This window comes from Streptomyces sp. NPDC050485 (genome assembly GCF_044458185.1).
In the GTDB taxonomy this organism is placed as follows: Bacteria; Actinomycetota; Actinomycetes; order Streptomycetales; family Streptomycetaceae; genus Streptomyces.
Genome location: NZ_JBITHR010000011.1, coordinates 199081 through 214067 on the forward strand (window position 1 = coordinate 199081; position 14987 = coordinate 214067).

The following is a 14987-nucleotide window of genomic DNA, read 5'->3' on the forward strand; positions in this document are numbered from 1 at the left end:
CATGCTGCTCAACCACATCAGGGGTCTGTTCAACTACACCGACGACACCGGCCGCCGCACCGTCTTCGTCTTCGTGACGATCATCTCTCCGAGGAGGCCGAAGGCGGTGTCGACTGCGTCGGGCAGCGCGGCGGGATCGTCGGCGGCCAGGTCCCTCGCGGTGCGGTAGCACGCGAAGGCCAGGTGGGCGGCGAGGAGAGCCTCGGGTTCGGCGACACCTTGCACCCGCAGGGTCTGTGCCATGGCGCGCGTGAGGTGAAGGAGCTTGCGTTCGCCGCGGTCGTGGAGCTCGGGGTTGTCGGCGATCAGCCGCGTATGGAGCAGGTAGCGCTCCGGGTCCGCCGTCACGTCCGCGCACACGGCGCGGATCCACTCCCCGGCCTGGTCCAGGGCTTGCGCGAGGGTACGCGTCGCCTCGGGGGCACCGTCGTAGTCACGGGTGAGCCGTTCGAGTCGGTCGAGGATGTGTCGCTCGTTCGCGAAGAGAACCTCTTGCTTGTCGCCGAAGTAGCGGAAGAACGTCGTGCGGCCCACTTCGGCCCGCTCGGCGATCTCGGCCACCGTCACCTCGGCGAAGCCGCGCTCGGCGAAAAGCGTGAACGCGGCGTCGACGATGGCCTGTTCGGCTCGCTGCCGCTTGCGTTCTCGAAGTGGGCGGTGCTGTGTCATGCGGCCAGTGTATGCGCCATCGAACGCAGACCCGTATGGTACGGAGTACCATTTAGGACCCAGTTTCGACGTCGATGCGGATGTGCGCGGAGAGGAGATCGCCATGGCGAACCGGAACGGAGGTTCCCCTTCCCGTGCCCTCGTGCTGGGAGGCGGGGGAGTGACGGGGAGCGGCTGGGAAGTCGGCGTCCTGGCCGGGTTGTTGGAGGCAGGGGTGGATCTGCGCGGGGCCGACACGGTGATCGGCACCTCGGCGGGGGCCTTCGTCGGCGCCGCGTTCGCCGGGGGCCAGGACGTCGAGGAGATGTACGCGGCCCAGCTCCGGCCGGACGACACCGAACCGGTCGTCGCGGCGTCGCGGGCGACCGTGGCGGCCTGGTACGAGGCGTTCGCCGTGGGCGGTTGCGACCGGCACCGGGTCGGCGCGGCGTTCGGCGCGATCGCCAAGGCCGACCCCGAGCCGGTGCCGCTCGCGCTGCGCCGCGAGGTGGTGCGATCACGGCTGTCGACGGCCGGCTGGCCCGCCGCGCTGAAGGTCACCGCCATCGACGCCGACACCGGGCAACTCCGCGCCTTCGACCAGGAGTCGGGGATTCCGCTCGTGGACGCGGTGTCCGCGAGCGGCGCGGTCCCCGGGGTGTGGCCGCTGGAGCGCATCGACGGGCGGCCGTGGATCGACGGGGGCATGGTGTCCTCCGCCAACGCACTGCTGGCCGGCGGCCACGACCGGATCATCGTCATCGCCCCGCTGCCGAACGGCTACGGGCAGATCCCCGGAGCCGCCGAGGACGCCGCCGTGCTGCGCGAGCACGCCCAGGTCCACCTCGTCGTACCGGACGAAGCCGGCGTCGCCGCGATCGGCCCGAACATCTACGACCCACAACGACGGCGTCCCGCCGCACTGGCCGGACGGACCCAGGGAATCGGCCTCGCGGGGGCGCTGGAAGCCATGTGGTACACGGGGCGCACGCATGGAGCCGGGCACCCGGAGTGAGGAGGGAGCCTGCCGGGTGCGCCAGCGGATCTGAGGGTGGAGGGAGAAGGTCTCGTTGGCGGCGGGGGTGCCGTCGGAGTCGGTCTGGCAGGGCCATTGGGTGGTCCAGGCGCCAACCCCTGCCCCGCCCTGCACGCACACCGCGTCCACAGATCACCGCGTGCCGCGCGTAGTCAGTGGCAGGCGCAGGTCCCTATCGGTCCAGTGAGGATGGATGCAGTGCCGATGTGGTGAATGCAACCCACCGCGGGCGTCGGCCCCTCCTGGATACACCCCACGCGGGCGTCGGCCCGTCCTGCCGGGCCCTGGTGGGCGGTTCGCATGCGCCCGCTGTGCGCCGTACCGCGGCGGGGGGCAGGACGCTCGGGGCAGTCGGTGGCCGCACACCGGCGGACCCTCGTGAAAGATCGAGGCCAGACGTGTGTGACATTGTACTGATGGCCATTCAGCCTGGCCGTTCGGGCAGCACATGACGCGGAGGAGTGCGAATGGACCTGGAACTTCGGCACCTGCGGGCCCTGTGCGCGATCACTGACGCGGGGAGCCTTGGCCGGGCCGCGAGGGTTCTCGGGTACTCGCAGCAGGCGATGAGCGCGCAACTCCAGCGGATTGAGCGCTACTTCGGCGAGCCGCTGTTCGAGCGCAAAGTGTCGGGCGTGGAACCGACCCGGTACGGTGCTGAGGTTCTGGCCCAGGCGCGCGATGTCCTGGACCGCGCCGATGCCATCGGACGGGGACGGGCGGGCCGTGCCGCCGGAGTGCGTCAGGCCCTCCGTCTGGCCGCCACCAACTCACCGGTCCTTTCCGGGACGGTCGTCCGGATACGCAGTCGTCTGCCGGAGCTGGCGCTGACCGTCAGCAGCGTCTATGCCTCCTCCGAGATCGTGGAGCTTTTGGAGAAGGGCGAGTTGGACGCCGCGATCGCCGTGGACTATCCCGGCCTGGAGTTGCGGCATTCCGATGCGGTGGCGCATCGGGCGATCGTCATCGAGCCGTCGTTCGTCGCCGTCCCTGCCCACCACCGGGTGAAGCACCACACGGAGGTCGCGCTCACCGACCTGGCCGACGACGCCTGGTTCCTCACCCCTGACGACGGGGCCGGCTGGCCCGGCGTGTTCTACGCGGCTTGCGAATCTGCCGGATTCACCCCGGCGGCGATCCACCAATTCCTCGGCGACCAGCTTCAGTTGCAGCACATGATCGCCGATGGGCTCGGCATCTCCATCGTCCAGGCGACCATCCGGCCGATCCCCGGGGTTCTTGTCAAACCGCTGAGCGGCACACCGCTGTGGTGCCGGTATCTGCTCGTCTGGCGACGCGAGGGCCTGACCGATGAGGTCGTGGAGACGCTCTTCGGTTCCGCCACCGAGTCCTACCGCGATCTCATCGCCCAGTCGCCGCACTTCCACGCCTGGGCGTCACGGACCTGAACGACGGTTGGTCCACCAGGGTTCGGCTCGCACCGAGTTGAGCTCCGGGCGCTGCGAGGCGCGGCACCGGACCGGCGCGTCCGCCGCGCGGCCCGGGGAACCGGCAAAGCCGGGGCGGATGTTGTGGCGTGCCCGCCGATGATGCTGTCCCTCAGCCCATGGCCTTGCCGTCAAACGGAATGCCACAGTCTTCAGGCGCCGGCCAACCCCCACACGGCGCATGAATTCACAAGGGAGCAGCAATGCGCCATAGATACCCCCCACGTAGAGTCCTGACCGTCGGCATGGCGGCGTTCGCCACCACCGTCGGTCTACTGACCACCCCGACTCTTGCGGCCCCCGGTTCGCCCGCCCACACCACCGCCGCCGCCCGATCCCACAAGGCGGTGCGACCGCTGCCACCGACAGGCCCGACCACCACCGCATCGGACGACGCCGATGTGCAGGGCAAGCCGCTTGCCCCCGCCCAACTGCGCCCGCAGAAGGCGAAGGTGAAGGCGAAGGCGAAAGAGACTGCGCACCATGCCGCTGCGGCATCCTGTACACCGGCCGACTTCGGCAGCCGGAGCGGATCGGAGCTGGTCGATTTCGTGAAGGCATCGACCACCGACTGCGTCAATACGCTCTTCACCGCCACCGGCACGAACGCGCACGACGTGTTCCAAGAGGCCCAGATGGTCACCATGGCCAACGCTCTGCAGAGCGCCTCGGCGACCTATCCCGGCGACGCTTCGACCGGCGCGCAGCAGCTCATCCTCTTCCTCCGCGCCGGCTACTACGTCCAGTACAACGACCCGGGCGACGTCGGCACCTACGGCCAGGACCTGGCGACCGCCATCGAAGGCGCCCTGGACGCGTTCGTCGCCAACCAGCACTTCATGGACGTCAGCGGCGCGAACGGCGCCGTCGTCGGCGAGGCGATCACCCTCACCGACAGCGCCAACGAGCAGGGGCGGTACCTCAGTACGTACAAGCAGGTCCTGGACAGCTACAACAGCTCCTACGACGCGTTCCCCGCCATGGTGAACGCGGTCAACAACGTCTTCACCCCGCTGTTCCGAGGGCATCAGAACACCGCCTTCGTCCAGGCGGTCACGGCCGATCCGAGCATCATCGACACTGTCGACGCCTTTGCCCGGAACCACCTTGACCTGCTGGGCACCGACAACTCGTTCCTGACCTCCAACGCCGGCATCGAAATGGCCCGCTTCCTACAGCACTCCGAGCTCCAGGACAAGGTGCGGCCGCTGATGAAGGGGCTGCTGGACGCCTCGTCGATCACCGGGCGGACCGCCCCGCTATGGGTCGGTGTGGCCAACATGGCCGACTCCTACGACAAGGCCAACTGCTCGTACTTCGACACCTGCAACCTGGCCGACAAACTCACCGCGGCAGCCCTGCCGATCAGCCACACCTGCGACGGGACGCTCACCATCCGGGCGCAGGCGCTGACTCCCGAGGACCTCGACGCCGCCTGCGCCGGCCTCCAGAAGCAGGACGGGTACTTCCACAGCCTCGTGAACGACAACGGCCCGGTCCCAGGCCAGTACGAGGACTCCATTCAGCTCGTGGTCTTCGCCAGTCCCACCGACTACCGGACGTATGCGGGGACGATATTCGGCGTCGACACCAACAATGGCGGCATCACCCTGACCGGGGACCCGACCAACCCCGCCAACCAGGTCCGTTCCATCATGTACCAGAAGAGTTCCGACGACGGTTTCACGGCCCGGATCTGGAACCTGAACCACGAGTACACGCACTATCTCGACGGCCGCTACGACATGAAGGGCGACTTCGGCCAAGAGACCACCGTGCCGGACGTCTGGTGGATCGAGGGCCTGGCCGAGTACGTGTCCTACAGCTATCGCGGTGTCACCGACACCGAGGCGGTCACCGAAGCAGGCAAGCACACCTATGCGCTGAGCACGCTGTGGCAGAGCACGTACGCCAACAGCGATGTGACCCGCACGTACCCCTGGGGCTACCTGGCGGTGCGGTACATGTTCGAGAAACACCCGGCGGACATCCAGAGCATGCTCGCCAAGTTCCGGGTCGGCGACTACGCCGGCGGCTACGCCGTCTACAACTCCGACATCGGCAACCGCTACGACGATGACTTCAACACCTGGCTCGACGCGTGCGCGGCCGGCGGCTGCAACGCCCAGGGAGGATACGGCGCCTCACGGCACTGAGACCTCCGGTATGGGGCGAGGCTCCTGGACAGGCGGATGTGACCGGCCTGTCCAGGAGCCCTCCTTGATGACCTCGATGGTCGACACATCCCCTTCTCGTTGTGGATGACGCTGGACGGGACGCGGTCTCATGGGCTCAGGCGGCGGACCACTTCGTGGCCGTACGGGGTCGCGTCCTCGGTCCGCCGCAGGAAGCCGCGTGCCGATTCGGCGGCCATGCCGCGTGTGACGTACTGCTCGGCGAGGTCCATGGCCCAGGGGGTCAGCGCAGCCGGGTCGGGGCCGCGGCCCAGGGCGCCGAAGATCTCATCCGCCAGCCAGGCCGCCATCCGCGTGGTCCAGAGCGCCCCGAAGCCCTCGCCGCCGTCGAAGCAGAGCAACGCGCACTCGTGCTCCGCCTCTGCCATCCGCTCCCGGGTGACCCGGTCCGCCATGGGCATCAACTCCCGTACAAGCAGCCGGACTTCGAGCCAGTCGGGCGGCGCCTGCTCGCCCCGCGCGCGGTATCCGCCCCGGCGCAGAGCGAACAGGCGCTCGCGGGCCCAGAGCCGGTCCGCTTCGCCGATCTCCCTGTCCCTGACCAGAGCGAGCAGCGCCTGCTCGCCGTGCGGGGCCCCGAGCGCGTACAGCAGGGTGACCGCCTCGTGCGCGGCCAGGCCGGCCCGCGCGAGCCGAACCGCGAGACCGGCCGCCTCGGCGGGAGCCGCGAGCCCTGCCCGCCCGGCCCGTACGCACAACTCTCCCAGCAATCCGAGTGCCTCGGCGGAGTGCTCCTGGCGGCCCCACTGGGCGGCGAAGCGATCGGTCTGCTCGGCAGTGAGCTGCGGCGCCGGCCCGCGTCCTGACCGGCTCTTCTCGTACGCTTCGTAGAGTTCCCAGAGCGACTCGGTCCAGCCGTGGCTGACGGGCGGCACCCCGGCCGGCACCGCCGTCAGCGCGTCCAGCACCGCCCGCTCAGTCATCGCGTGATCCACCCGGCAATCCGCCCCCTCGATGCCCGACGCGCCCCCGGAAAGGTATGCGGGGACCGCACGTACCGCCAGCCGTGCGCAGCCACACGATAAGCGCGCCGGTTGATGAGGACCCGGTACAGCCCTGGGGCGCGCCTGCGGTGCGGTGCGGGTGCTAGTGGCGGGCCGCCGTGATGAACGACCTGATCAACTCGGCTGATTTCACGCCGCGTTCGCTCTCCACGCCGCTGGAGACGTCCACTCCCCAAGCACTGGTGACGTCGGCGGCCGCGCGGACGTTGCCCGGGTGCAGTCCGCCCGCGAGGAGCCAGCGGCCGGTGGGGGCTGCGAAGTCGGGGGAGGCCCAGTTCCACGGCTTGCCCGAGCCGGGGTCGGGCGCGTCGAGAAGCAGCATGTCCTCACCGAACTCGCCGAGCAGGGCGGGGATTTCGGTGACGGACGTGGCTCGGATCAGGTTACGGCCCTCGGCCCGCAGCGCCTCGTAGTACTCCGGCCCCTCGTCCCCGTGCAGCTGGACGGCACGAATGCCGCTCTCTTCCGTGAGCCGCCGTACCTCGTGCAGCGACTGCCCACGAAAGACCCCGACGGTGAGGACGCGCGCCGGCACCCGCTCGGCGAGCCGCCGCGCGGTGTCGGCGTCGACCGTGCGCGCACTGGACGCGAAAACGAAGCCGACCGCATCCGCTCCGGCCTCGATACAGGTGTCGACGTCCTGCTCGGTCCGCAGACCGCAGATCTTGACGAAGAGATCACTCATGCCCCGAGTCAATCAAATGCGGCAGCGCCTGCTCTCCAGCCCCTCGCAGTGGCAGGACCGCCGGGGGCGACCAAGCCCGTCTCGTAGGCGAGGACGACGGCCTGGGCGCGGTCGCGGAGGGTGAGTTTGGCGAAGATCCGGGCGACGTGGGTCTTCACGGTGGACTCGCTGAGGGTGAGGGCTCCGGCGAGCTCGGTGTTCGAGAGGCCCCGGCCCATCAGGGCCAGCACCTCGACTTCACGCGGGGTCAGCGGAGCCAGGTCGCGGTGGAGCGCGGGGGTGGCTGCCGCAGTGACGGGACGGCGGTTCGGGACGGCCCGGTCGGCCTCGCGTGCGGTCGCGTAGCGCTCGACCAGACGGCGGGTGATCGAAGGGGCGAGCAGGGCATCGCCGGTGTCCACCAGTCGTACGGCCGCGGCGAGGTGGGCGGCGGTGGCGTCCTTGAGCAGGAAGCCGCTCGCACCGGCGGCGAGCGCCGCATAGACGTACTGGTCGAGGTCGAACGTGGTGAGCATGAGCACCCGGCAGCCCGGGAGCAGCCGCAGGACGCGCTTGGCGGCTTCCAGGCCGTCTAGATTGGGCATCCGGATGTCCATCAGGACGACGTCCGGGCGCAGCCGTTCGGCCTCCGATACGGCCTGCACACCGTCCGCGGCCTCGCCGACGACCTCGATGCCGCGCGAGGTGAGGATGAGGCGGAAGCCGGTTCGGATGAGCTCCTCGTCGTCGGCGATGAGGACGCGCGGGGCGCCGGTTTCCCGGCCCGCGTCCTGCGCGTCCGGAACCCGGTTCGGGGCGCGGCGGCCGGGGGCGGATTCGGTCACGGGCGCTCCAGGGGGATGCGGGCACGGACGCGGTAGCCGCCGCCGATGCGGCGCCGGGCGTCGAAGTGGCCGCCGTAGACGGCGACGCGCTCGCGCAGACCTATCAGGCCGCGCCCCGCCCCGTCGTCCCGGCGCTTGCGGGAGCTCGTGCCCGCGCGGTCGGCGGACAGCACGCTCGGTCCGCTGTTGAGCACCTCGACCCGGAGACTGTGGTCGGCATGGCGCACCGTCACGGACGCCGGGCCACCGTCGCCGTACTTGAGCGCGTTGGTCAGCGCCTCCTGGACGATCCGGTAGGCGGTGACGTCGATGCCTGGCGGCAGCGGGCGCGGCTCGCCGGAGATCCGCACCTCGACCGGGAGGCCGGCGAAGGCGATCCGGTCGACGAGGGTGCCCAGTTGGCTCAGGCTCGGCTGAGGTGCGAGCTCGGAGACGTCTCCCTCGCCGTACTGCCCGGCCCGGTCGTCGTCGCCGTCGGGCGACGGCGCCAACAGGCCCAGCAGGTGGCGCAGTTCGGTCATCGCGTCGCGTCCGGCACCCTCGACGGCCCGCAGCGCGGTCTCCGCCTCGCCCGGCAGGGTGACCAGCACCTCGCGAGCGGCGCTCGCCTGGACGACCATCAGGCTGACCTTGTGGCTGACGATGTCGTGCAACTCGCGGGCGATGCGGGCCCGTTCGGCCGCCACCGCCGTGCGGGCGGCGGCCTCCCGCTCGCGCTCCAGCAGCCAGCCCCGGTCCTCCAGCACCCGGCGACAGCGGTGGCGAGCGCGCGCCAGCAGCACGGCGGTCACCCCGGCCACCGCCAGGCTCACCGTCGTGAGGGCGATCAGCAGTTGGCCCGTCCCCGATGTCCACACGTCGTCCATCGTGCCAGGCGGCGGGCGTACTGGCGTCCCCCTCCGGGTCCACCCCGTACATCCCCAGGATGACTGCCGGCGCGGGTTACCTCCGGGGGCTGACGCCCGGACGGTCCGCGCCGCCTACCGTGCCTGACATGACCACCGAAAACGTCAGCGGCACGACCCCCGGGGCGGGCCCGTCCGCCGTGCGCGACCAAGAAGTCGTCCGGGTGAGCGGCCTGGGCAAGGAGTACGGCGACACCGTCGCCCTGAACGGGGTGTCGCTGGAGATCGGCGCCGGGGAGGCGGTGGCGGTCATGGGCCCGTCCGGCTGCGGCAAGTCCACCCTGCTCAACATGATCGCCGGCCTCGACCGGCCGAGCGCCGGTTCGGTGCGCGTGCACGGCGAGGACCTGGGACGGATCAACGAGACCGGGCTCGCGCTCTTCCGGCGCCGCCGGATCGGCATGATCTTCCAGTTCTTCAACCTCATCGACGACCTGCCCGCGATCGACAATGTCGCCCTGGCCGCCCAGCTCACCGGAACACCGGCCCGGCAGGCCCGGCGCCGGGCGCTGGAGTTGCTGGACGAACTCGGCGTCGCCGACCGCAGGAACGTCTACCCCGCCGCGCTGAGCGGCGGCGAGCGCCAGCGGGTGGCGGTGGCCCGCGCGCTGGTGAACCGTCCCGCGCTGCTCCTTGCGGACGAGCCGACCGGCGCGCTGGACAGCCACGCGGGCGAGCAGGTGATGGACCTGCTCATCGACCTCAACGAACTGGGCCAGACACTGCTGATGGTGACGCACGATCAGCGGCTGGCCACGCGCTGCGCCAGCCGCCTGGTGACCATGGCGGACGGCCGGATCACCGGCGAGCAGACCCTGGAGCGGTCGGCATGAGCGCGGTGTGGCGGGCTTCGCGCGCGGCCGTGCGCCGCCGCCGGCTGCAGACCACCGTGATCGGGGTCGTGGTCCTCGTCTCCAGCATGGCCCTCGTGGTCGCTCTCGGTCTGCTGGACGTCGCGTCCGGACCGTTCGACCGGCTCTTCGGCCAGGCGCAGGGAGCGCACGTCGTCGCCACCTTCGACGCGGCGAAGGTCTCCGGCACGGATCTCGCGCGGACCGCGCACCGTCCGGGCGTACAGGCCGTGGCCGGGCCGTTCCCGCAGGCCGTGGTCGACATCCCGCAGAACGCGGCCGCCGAGATGCCCGGGATGGCGGCCGGCCCGCTGACCGTGGTGGGGCGGCCGGACCCCGGTGGCCCGGTCGACCGCCTCGACCTCTTCGTCGGGCACTGGGTCACCGGCCCCGGCCAGATGGTCCTGGCGTCGGTGGACGCACCGGGGATGGGCGAGGGTCCGCACTCGCCGATCGGCAAGCGGATCCAGCTGCCCGGGCTGCCGCCGCTGACCGTCGTCGGCCTCGCGTCCAGCGTGAGCGGAACCGGGCAGGCATGGGTCTCCCCGCAGCAGATCGCGGCCCTGCACCCCGCGACGTACCAGATGCTCTACCGGTTCGACGATTCTATGACGGCCCGTCAGATCGCTGCGGGCACCGCCGCGGTGACCGCCGGCCTGCCGTCCGGATCGCTGGTCTCCGGACAGTCGTATCTGACGCTGAAGGCGCAGATCGCGTCCAAGCCCAACGCCTTCGTGCCGTTCCTGATGGCCTTCGGCGTCCTCGGCCTGCTGGTGGCGGTCCTGATCGTGGCCAACGTGGTGAGCGGTGCCGTGGTGTCCGGCTTCCGGCACATCGGGGTGCTCAAGTCCCTGGGATTCACGCCCAATCAGGTCGTCGCGGTCTACCTGGTGATGGTCTGCGTCCCCGCGGCGGCAGGCGCGGCGGCCGGCACGGCACTCGGCGCGGCGGTGGCTCGGCCGCTGCTGCACCAGGTCTTCCAGGGCGCGGACCTCGGCACCATGAACGTCACACCGACCGTCGCCTCCTGGGTGTACGCGACCACAGCACTCGGCATGCCCGCGGTGGTGCTGCTGGCCGCGCTGATCCCGGCGCTGCGCGCCCACCGGATGTCCGCGGCACGTGCGATCAGCGCGGGCAGCGCGCCCAGCGGCGGACGGGGGCCGGCGGTGCAGCGGTGGCTCAGCGGGGTGCGGCTGCCGCGCCCGGTGACCCTCGGCCTCGGCCTGCCCTTCGCACGGCCCGGGCGGGCGCTGCTCACCGTCTCCGCGGTGCTGCTCGGTGTGGCGACGGTGACGTTCGCCACCGGCCTGTCGGCCACCATGGTGTCCTACGGTGACGCGGTCGAGGGCGTCGACCGGACGCAGGTGGTCGTGTGGCGAGGGCAAGCCAGGATGGGGCAGACCGTCCCGCAGCACGGCGACGCCGCGGCCCAGGCGCTGCTGCGCGGACTCCCGTACGCGGCGGACGTGTCCGCCATGGGCTACGTCAAGGTGCGGATGCCCGGGCAGAACCAGGACGTGGTGATCGAAGGCGATCGCGGGGGCCGGTCGGCCCTCCAGGACGACCTGGCCAGGGGCCGCTGGATGCGGGCGCCCGGCGAAGTGGTGGCCTCCGGCGGGTTCCTGTCCAAGCACGGACTGCGGCTGGGTGACTCCTTCGTGCTGGGCGCGGCGAACGGACGGCAGGAACGCGTCACCCTCGTCGGGGAGGTCATGTCGGGGCCGGCGGACTACATGCGCGCGGACTGGACGACGGTGACCGCTCTCACACCGGGCGCGCAGGCCAACCAGTACTGGGTGCGGCTGACCTCCGGGGCCGATGCCGACGCCTATGCGAAGGCCGTCCGGGCCGCCGACCCCGGGCTCCACCCGGACGCGAAGACCTCGGTGAACGCCGGGGCCATGACGGTGATCGGTTCCGCTTCCGTGCTGACCCTGATGCTGTCGGCGGTCGCCGCGATGGGGGTGTTCAACACAGTCGTACTCAGCAGCCGGGAGCGGCGGCGCGACCTGGGGATGCTGAAGTCGATCGGCATGACGCCACGGCAGGTCACGGTGATGCTGGTGGTCTCCATGGCAGGGCTTGGTCTGGTCGGTGGACTCCTGGGGCTGCCGCTGGGAGTCGCGGCGTACCGTGTGGTGATCCCGATGACCGAGCACAGCGCCCACCTCACCTTCCCCGACCGGATGCTGGACGTGTGGCACCCAGGATCGATGGCGCTCCTTGCGCTGGCCGGGGTGGCGATCGCCGCACTGGGCGCGGTGGTACCGGCGCGCGCGGCGGCCCGGCAGACCATCGCCCGGGTCCTGCACAACGAGTGACGGCCGCGCGGCGTCGGGCGTCTGCCAGGGCTTCAGCCGCCCTGGCGGGCGCCCGCGGTCATCGATCGTTGTCGACGTGGCGCTTCACAGCCGCCGGACGCGCAGCACGCCGGTCAGCACCCGCAGGGTGAACTCGCCGTGGTCGGTCTCCGGTCTGCTCGCGAGGAATGCGCGGATCCGGCCCAGCGTGGCCTCTTGTTCCTGTTCTGGCATGACCAGCATCCGGCCGCCGCTTCGATCAACCGGGGGATTCGGAACAAGTCCCAGCCCTGGGCGGCGACTTCGGGGCGCGGCCGACTCTACCTGGGATCCCGGCCCTGTACCGCATGGAACCGCATGAAGAGGCCGCGCAGCGACGAGCGACAGCAGCCCGAGGTTCATTGCCCAAGAGCGCAGGAAACGCTCAGCTGTTGCACGTCTTCCTGGTCTCCGCCCCACGCCGGTCCGCAAGGGGTGTGAACCAGGAGTTCGGAGGCGGGTATTCAGGGGGAGGTGAGCCTATTCGGCCATTTCTGTGAACCCCCTTGATGGTTCCTGTGAGGCGTGCGCAGGCTTGTTGTCCGCAAGGGGAGATACGCGGCTGGGGGGAATGCTGTCGGGGGATGCTCCGGAAGGATCATGTGCAGGCCCCATTGCCCTCTGAGCACGAGCGGATCTCGTTCCACCTTCCGTCGAAGGGAAGAACGTGAGACAGCAGGCACGAAATACCCGGGCGAAACCGGGCAGGCGGCACCGGCTCAAGCTGGGGCTGCTCGCCACGCTGGGCGCCTTGGCGCTGATCGGTTCCTCTGGCGCGGCGTTGGCGACCGCGGCCGCGCCGCCGTTGAACCCGATGGCCCCGGCCCCGCCAGCTGCGGCCCCGGCTGCCAAGGCACCGCCGCAGCAGCTTGGCGGTCAGGCGATCGCCTCCGATGACTGCTCGCCGGCGTCGCTGAAGGCCAAGGGCAAGAAGGCCAAGCCTCTGCCACCGGATGCACCGGGCGGGCTGGCAGGCAAGACGATCGTCACCTGTACGAAGGTGAACGCGCCCGGTTCCGCCGCCAGCCGGGCCGCCCGGGACGCGGCGATCAACAAAGCGCGGTCCGCGCCGGAAGGCACCGACGCACAGCGCACCGCGTCCCTGGCGGGCGCGAAATCGACCGGGACCGCGGCGAAAGACGTCACACCCAAGGACTACGTCCAGCTGCCGTCATGGTGTTACGACCATGCCTTCAACGGCTGGTGGTACACACGCGCCGACGAATGCCAGATCCGCGATGTCACGGTCGTCTACATCGAGATCGCCAACGGCGACCCGATCGTGGTCGGAACTGCCAAACACCTCGAGACTTCCTTTGTCTACATGACCGGCGACATCGATGACTTCGCGGACCAGATCCGTATCACGAAGTATTTCGCCGAGCGGGCCGGAACACTTGACTTCTGGGGGCTTCAGCAGATTCACGGCTGGGCCACGTGTTCGGGGGACTGCAAGCCGGTCTCCGACTCCGGGCTCAAGCCGGGCGACTACAAACGCGATCAGAACAACGACGGTGAATCGTACTGGGAGCCGACCCACGACGAGGTCGGCGCGATCACCCACCAGGCTCCCACCTGGAACTACTACGTCACCGCTCTCGGTTTCGAGCCGTCGGACACCGTCACCGTCCCGCCACCACCGCAGGTGCGCTGCGACAACGCCTTCTCCACCGACGGCAACGACATGGGTGACTACACCCCGAGCCTGACGCCGAGCGCGCTGCTCGGTGCGGGATGCGCGGTGCCGGTGTACGTACCGACGTGGGTGATCTACAAGAACGGCCTGTATCCCACGGTCGGCTGGCACGTGGAGGCGGCGCAGAACTCCGGGTTGCCCGGCAAGTACCCCTCCGGCGACCCCCTGCACCGGCTGACCGATTCGGCCAAGAAACGCAGTAACGGTGACCGCGCCTGCCCGTCCGCGCCCACTTGGGTGAGGCCGGCGAACAAGAGCTGTGACGAGTACCCGATGCGCTCCACATACGAAGGCGCCGCGTCGGCGACCCCGCAAGGAACAGCGCGTACGTTCGCACCACCGATCCAGAAGACACCGAACGGCGACGACTGGTGTGAGATGGACGCTGCCTGGGCCGTGCCCACCGGCGTGACCGGCCCGACCGGCTGGTCGTCCTGCATGCTCCCGGCAACGGACAACTCCCATCAGGGGTCGTTCCTCGGCGGCTTCTACAAGACCAACCGGGTACTGGACAACGACCCCTTCCGGGTGTGGGTCCAGTAAGCCCGTCCCACTGACGAGCCCGCTGCCCGCAGCGCGCCAACTGGCCGCCCCGGGCAGCGGGTTCCTCACCGCCCGCATCCGAATGGCACTCTCACATGCCCCATCCCGCAGTGCCCACCACGAGCATCACCGGCCTCCTCATCGTGGAATACAACCGATTCACGCTGGCCACCGCCGGAGCACCACCCGGCTGCCTGGACCTGCCCCCCAACGGTCTGCTCGGCGTCCCGGCCGAGTCCCGGCCGTTCGAGGAGGGCACGGTCGCCGTGGTCGCAACGGGCGTCTCGTCCGATGCCGTGCACATCACCGCCGAAACATGGCCGGCCCAGCCGCCCACGGACCTGAGCAGTTGGCAGGACGCAGGGGTCATCACCCTTGACTGGCCGGGAGGACCGGCTTCGCTACTCGGAGAAGATGCCTCCCCACCGGCCGAGTTGCCGCTGGGAGCCGACCTTCCTGCCGGCCGGTACGCCCTGCTGGTCGCTGGTACCAACCGCGACGAGGGGGAGGCGCGCAGCGAAGGCATGCCCGTGGAGACGTACCTGATCCAGCTGTGGCCCGCGGCGGACGACCAGCCGCACGAGCTGGTCTTGAAGGCAACCAGCGCCACCACCGCCCTGTGGCGCCAGCCACCTCCGCCTCGAATTGTCGTTCAACCTCGCGCTGTTGGAGGTGGGGATGGGGCAGGCAGCGTTGGAGTCCATCAAGTACTCGGCCGTTTGCCAGGACTGCGGTGCCCGGCTGGAGTGTCCAGAAGCTCGTCACACATAGGCGACGATGCCAGGTAAGTGACGCTCCGTCATGTTCCAC

At 70.2% G+C, this 14987-nt stretch carries 13 protein-coding genes; 7 read left to right on the forward strand and 6 right to left on the reverse strand.

The genetic code is table 11. The features are described from left to right. Window positions 1–33: 33 nt before the first annotated feature. Entirely contained in the window at window positions 34–669 is a 636-nt protein-coding gene (locus tag ACIBK6_RS23240; protein ID WP_399053214.1) for a TetR/AcrR family transcriptional regulator, read from the reverse strand. A 103-nt stretch (window positions 670–772) separates the two neighbouring features. On the opposite strand from ACIBK6_RS23240, the gene ACIBK6_RS23245 reads away from it, so the two are divergent. The 3 genes from ACIBK6_RS23245 to ACIBK6_RS23255 all read left to right on the forward strand — a co-directional run bounded on the left by ACIBK6_RS23245 (window position 773) and on the right by ACIBK6_RS23255 (window position 5288). Beyond that, on the forward strand, window positions 773–1663 hold the full coding sequence (locus ACIBK6_RS23245; protein ID WP_399053215.1) for a patatin-like phospholipase family protein: 891 nt from the start codon (window positions 773–775) through the stop codon (window positions 1661–1663). Window positions 1664–2151: 488 nt separating this feature from the next. Continuing rightward, entirely contained in the window at window positions 2152–3093 is a 942-nt protein-coding gene (locus ACIBK6_RS23250; protein WP_399053216.1) for a LysR family transcriptional regulator, read from the forward strand. A 242-nt stretch (window positions 3094–3335) separates the two neighbouring features. Next, entirely contained in the window at window positions 3336–5288 is a 1953-nt protein-coding gene (locus ACIBK6_RS23255; protein ID WP_399053217.1) for a collagenase, read from the forward strand. 128 nt (window positions 5289–5416) lie between these two features. Here ACIBK6_RS23255 and ACIBK6_RS23260 read toward each other — a convergent pair whose 3' ends face one another. From ACIBK6_RS23260 to ACIBK6_RS23275, 4 genes are all read right to left on the reverse strand, one after another. Beyond that, window positions 5417–6250, reverse strand: a complete 834-nt coding sequence (locus ACIBK6_RS23260; protein ID WP_399053218.1) for a hypothetical protein — start codon at window positions 6248–6250, stop codon at window positions 5417–5419. A 163-nt stretch (window positions 6251–6413) separates the two neighbouring features. Next, window positions 6414–7016 (reverse strand): phosphoribosylanthranilate isomerase, encoded by a 603-nt coding sequence (locus tag ACIBK6_RS23265; RefSeq protein WP_399053219.1) that lies wholly within the window; start codon window positions 7014–7016, stop codon window positions 6414–6416. A gap of 8 nt (window positions 7017–7024) precedes the next feature. Next, window positions 7025–7750 carry a response regulator gene (locus tag ACIBK6_RS23270; protein ID WP_399053294.1) on the reverse strand — a complete coding sequence of 242 codons (726 nt, stop codon included), beginning with the start codon at window positions 7748–7750 and terminating at the stop codon, window positions 7025–7027. Window positions 7751–7836: 86 nt separating this feature from the next. Next, window positions 7837–8706, reverse strand: a complete 870-nt coding sequence (locus ACIBK6_RS23275) for a sensor histidine kinase (protein WP_399053220.1) — start codon at window positions 8704–8706, stop codon at window positions 7837–7839. Window positions 8707–8834: 128 nt separating this feature from the next. Here ACIBK6_RS23275 and ACIBK6_RS23280 point away from each other — a divergent pair, with 128 nt between their 5' ends. Continuing rightward, the gene (locus ACIBK6_RS23280) at window positions 8835–9578 is read left to right on the forward strand and encodes an ABC transporter ATP-binding protein (protein ID WP_399053221.1); all 744 of its coding nucleotides are present in this window, start codon (window positions 8835–8837) and stop codon (window positions 9576–9578) included. Continuing rightward, complete coding sequence (locus ACIBK6_RS23285) at window positions 9575–11920, forward strand: FtsX-like permease family protein (RefSeq protein WP_399053222.1); 2346 nt, start codon at window positions 9575–9577, stop codon at window positions 11918–11920. The genes ACIBK6_RS23280 and ACIBK6_RS23285 overlap by 4 nt, the downstream gene beginning before the upstream one ends. 84 nt (window positions 11921–12004) lie before the next feature. Here ACIBK6_RS23285 and ACIBK6_RS23290 read toward each other — a convergent pair whose 3' ends face one another. Next, entirely contained in the window at window positions 12005–12133 is a 129-nt protein-coding gene (locus ACIBK6_RS23290) for a hypothetical protein (RefSeq protein ID WP_399053223.1), read from the reverse strand. Window positions 12134–12605: 472 nt separating this feature from the next. Between ACIBK6_RS23290 and ACIBK6_RS23295 the strand changes: the two genes are divergently transcribed. Further along, a complete protein-coding gene (locus tag ACIBK6_RS23295) occupies window positions 12606–14177 on the forward strand; it encodes a hypothetical protein (protein ID WP_399053224.1) in 1572 nt (523 codons plus the stop codon). Between the two features lie 110 nt (window positions 14178–14287). Next, entirely contained in the window at window positions 14288–14965 is a 678-nt protein-coding gene (locus ACIBK6_RS23300; protein WP_399053225.1) for a hypothetical protein, read from the forward strand. The last annotated feature ends 22 nt before the right edge of the window (window positions 14966–14987 follow it).

Bases quoted from the DNA above. Each gene is read 5' to 3' on its own strand.
- ACIBK6_RS23250 (WP_399053216.1), top strand. From the start codon at position 2,152: ATGGACCTGGAACTTCGGCACCTGCGGGCCCTGTGCGCGATCACTGAC.
- ACIBK6_RS23255 (WP_399053217.1), top strand. From the start codon at position 3,336: ATGCGCCATAGATACCCCCCACGTAGAGTCCTGACCGTCGGCATGGCG.
- ACIBK6_RS23275 (WP_399053220.1), bottom strand. From the start codon at position 8,706: ATGGACGACGTGTGGACATCGGGGACGGGCCAACTGCTGATCGCCCTC.
- ACIBK6_RS23245 (WP_399053215.1), top strand. From the start codon at position 773: ATGGCGAACCGGAACGGAGGTTCCCCTTCCCGTGCCCTCGTGCTGGGA.
- ACIBK6_RS23240 (WP_399053214.1), bottom strand. From the start codon at position 669: ATGACACAGCACCGCCCACTTCGAGAACGCAAGCGGCAGCGAGCCGAA.
- ACIBK6_RS23285 (WP_399053222.1), top strand. From the start codon at position 9,575: ATGAGCGCGGTGTGGCGGGCTTCGCGCGCGGCCGTGCGCCGCCGCCGG.
- ACIBK6_RS23265 (WP_399053219.1), bottom strand. From the start codon at position 7,016: ATGAGTGATCTCTTCGTCAAGATCTGCGGTCTGCGGACCGAGCAGGAC.
- ACIBK6_RS23260 (WP_399053218.1), bottom strand. From the start codon at position 6,250: ATGACTGAGCGGGCGGTGCTGGACGCGCTGACGGCGGTGCCGGCCGGG.
- ACIBK6_RS23290 (WP_399053223.1), bottom strand. From the start codon at position 12,133: ATGCCAGAACAGGAACAAGAGGCCACGCTGGGCCGGATCCGCGCATTC.
- ACIBK6_RS23280 (WP_399053221.1), top strand. From the start codon at position 8,835: ATGACCACCGAAAACGTCAGCGGCACGACCCCCGGGGCGGGCCCGTCC.